The 3,047-nt window shown below is 65.3% G+C and carries 3 protein-coding genes; 1 reads left to right on the top strand and 2 read right to left on the bottom strand.

The window, feature by feature from the left end:
• On the bottom strand, positions 1 to 507 hold a 507-nt coding region (locus tag EN893_RS26355), incomplete at its 3' end, for a biotin/lipoyl-binding protein (RefSeq protein ID WP_127372838.1).
• A gap of 247 nt (positions 508 to 754) precedes the next feature.
• Between EN893_RS26355 and EN893_RS26360 the strand changes: the two genes are divergently transcribed.
• Positions 755 to 2,032: a 4-aminobutyrate--2-oxoglutarate transaminase gene (locus EN893_RS26360; RefSeq protein ID WP_023811424.1), complete on the top strand. Its 1,278-nt coding sequence runs from the start codon at positions 755 to 757 to the stop codon at positions 2,030 to 2,032.
• Between the two features lie 118 nt (positions 2,033 to 2,150).
• Here EN893_RS26360 and EN893_RS26365 read toward each other — a convergent pair.
• Positions 2,151 to 3,047: FAD/NAD(P)-binding oxidoreductase (locus EN893_RS26365; protein WP_164901114.1), on the bottom strand; the 897-nt coding region annotated here is incomplete at its 5' end.

Genomic DNA, 3,047 nt, shown 5'->3' on the forward strand with positions numbered 1-3,047 from the left:
GCCTTGTGCCACCTTCAGGGCCTGGTCCGCGGCGTCATAATCGCGCCTGGTGGTAAAACCCTGGGCGAGCAGCGTCTTCTGCCGTTCGAAGGCGGCGGCGGACTGGGTCAATTGCGCCTGCGCCGCGTCGAGATCGGCCTGCGCCGAGCGCAGATCGGATTCCTGCTCCTGCGGATCGATCCGGGCGAGCACCGTGCCTTGATCGACATGCTGGCCGACATCGACAAACCGTTCGGCGACGCGACCGCCGACCCGGAACGACAGATTGTTCAGCGTACGCGCCGCGATCACCCCGGTCAGTGAGGTCCTTGGCGCATAGTCGGCCATCGCCACCGTTTCGGTGCGCACCATGACCGGCAATTTCTTGTCCGCCGCCTCCTGCTTCTGGCAGCCGGTTAGCAGAAGAGCCGCCGTGCAAGCGAAAAGCACCGAGGCGATCGGACAAGAAAACAGGCAGGGGGTTTTGACCGACGGCCGCGAGACGGACGATGTCGCGTTCCTGCTCATGGACTCCCCCAGCCCCGTGGGCGGCTAGCGCGGATCGCGAGACCTCGCGGATATCTGGAGGATAGTCGATCCCCGGGAAAAGGAAACCGGTGTCGTACGTGTATCGGGCAACTGGTTAAGCGCCGGGATCCACCTGTCGCAGGCCCAATCGCCTGCCGGTGGTGCCGACTTGAGGAAAACGTGAAATAAGGTCAGAAGACGTCTCAACGGCATCAAACAGGACGGGCGCCGGCCCGGTGAGGATACGATGAAGAATTCAGCCATTTCCGAACGCAAGAACCAATCGATTTCCCGCGGCGTCGGCATGACCACGCAGATCTATGCCGACCGGGCTGAAAATTCGGAAATCTGGGATGTCGAGGGACGTCGCTATATCGATTTCTCGTCGGGCATCGCCGTGGTCAACACCGGGCATCGCCATCCCAGGGTGATCGAGGCGGTCAAGGCACAGCTCGACCGCTTCACCCACACCTGCCACCAGGTGGTGCCCTATGAGAGCTATGTGCGCCTGGCCGAACGGCTGAACGGCATGCTGCCTGGCAAGTTCGAGAAGAAGACGATCTTCGTCACCACCGGGGCCGAGGCGGTAGAGAACGCCATCAAGATCGCCCGCAATGCCACCGGCCGTCAGGCGGTCATCGCCTTCGCCGGCGGCTTCCATGGCCGCACCTTCATGGGCATGGCGCTTACCGGCAAGGTCGTGCCCTACAAGGTCGGCTTCGGCGCCATGCCGGGCGACGTCTATCATGCGCCGTTCCCGGTGCCGCTGCACGGTGTCTCGGTCGCCGACTCGCTGGCCGCGCTCGACCGGCTGTTCAAGGCCGATGTCGATCCGGCCCGCGTCGCAGCCATCATCATCGAGCCGGTTCAGGGCGAAGGCGGTTTCTACGACGCGCCGCGTGATTTCCTGGTTGCGCTGCGCAAGCTTTGCGACCAGCACGGCATGCTGCTGATCGCCGACGAAGTGCAGACCGGCTTTGCCCGCACCGGCAAGATGTTTGCGATGGATCACCATGAGGTGGCCGCCGACATCACCACCATGGCCAAGAGCCTGGCCGGCGGTTTTCCCTTGGCCGCGGTCACCGGCCGCGCCGAAATCATGGATGCGCCCGGCCCCGGCGGGCTCGGCGGCACCTATGGCGGCAGCCCGATCGGTGTTGCCGCCGCGCACGCCGTGCTCGACGTGATCGAGGACGAAAACCTGTGCGACCGCGCCAACACGCTGGGCGCAAGGCTGAAGCAGCGGCTGCAGTCGATCCGTGACGACGTGCCCGAGATCGTCGACATCAGAGGCCTCGGCTTCATGAATGCGGTCGAGTTCAACGACGTCAAGAAGGGCCTGCCGTCGGCCGAGATCGCCAATGCGATCCGGTTGAAGGCGCTCGACAAGGGCCTGATCCTGCTGACCTGCGGTGTCTACGGCAACGTCATCCGCTTCCTGGCGCCGATCACCATCCAGGACGAGGTCATGAACGAAGCACTCGACATCCTGGAAAGCTCGATCCGCGAAGTCTGCGCCGCCTGAACTTCTACCTCCCCCGTGTGGGGAGGTCGGGCCGAAGGTCCGGGTGGGGGCTTGGCGCCCACCCCCACCCCGCTGCTTCGCAGCGACCCTCCCCACAAGGGGGAGGGTAAGCGGGGGGCTAGCCCGCAGCCCTTGCAGGCTCATCCTGCTGGAATGCGGCCAGCGCCGCCTTCAGACCGTCAGGTCCCTCAGCAACCAGCTGCGGCGTCGGCGAGAAGCCGGCGCCGAGCATCTTGCGGCCAAGCATGTGGTCGCCGGGACGGTTGACCGATTCGATACCGAGCAGCCGGTCGCCGGCATAGTGGTAGATCGAGAACTTGTTGTCGGGCAGGTCGCCCAGCACGACATGGCTGTCGCCGCCGGCGGTCAGGCCGACCATCTGCAATTTGATGTCGCCGATGTCGGACCAGAACCATGGCACCGCCGAATAGGCGTCGGCATGGCCCGATATCGTGCGCGCGGCAAGCCGCGCCTGGTCGGTGGCATTCTGCACCGATTCCAGCCGCACGTCGCCGCCGGTGAACCAGTGCCGGTAGGAGGCAGCATCGCCAATGGCGAGAATCTCCGGCATCGACGTGCGCATCTGATGATCGACGCGAATGCCGTTGGCGATGCTGAGGCCGGCCGCCTGCGCCAGTTCTAAATTCGGCACGGCACCAACGCCGACGATGAGCATGCGCGCCGGCAGCCTTTCGCCTGATGAGGTGATGGCGGCCGTGACATGACCGTTTTCGCCATCGAGCCTGGCGATGGAGGTGCCGGTGAGGATGCGCACGCCTGTCGCCTCCAGCCGTTGCCGGACGTGGCTCGCCACGATCGGCGCCACGGCGCGGCCGAGCAGCCGGTCCACCGCCTCGACCACTGTCACCGTGCGACCGGCGGCCCTCAACGTGGCTGCGATCTCCAACCCGATGAAACCGCCGCCGAGGATGACGACTTCGTCGCTTTGCGTGCTGAGGTCGCGGATCAGCCGCGCATCGGCCAGCGAGCGCAGCGACAGCACACCGGACAGGTC

Source organism: Mesorhizobium sp. M7A.F.Ca.CA.004.04.2.1 (assembly GCF_004022825.1).
In the GTDB taxonomy this organism is placed as follows: Bacteria; Pseudomonadota; Alphaproteobacteria; order Rhizobiales; family Rhizobiaceae; genus Mesorhizobium.

Excerpts from the sequence above, each read along its gene's own strand:
- EN893_RS26360 (WP_023811424.1), top strand. The coding sequence starts at position 755 with ATGAAGAATTCAGCCATTTCCGAACGCAAGAACCAATCGATTTCCCGC.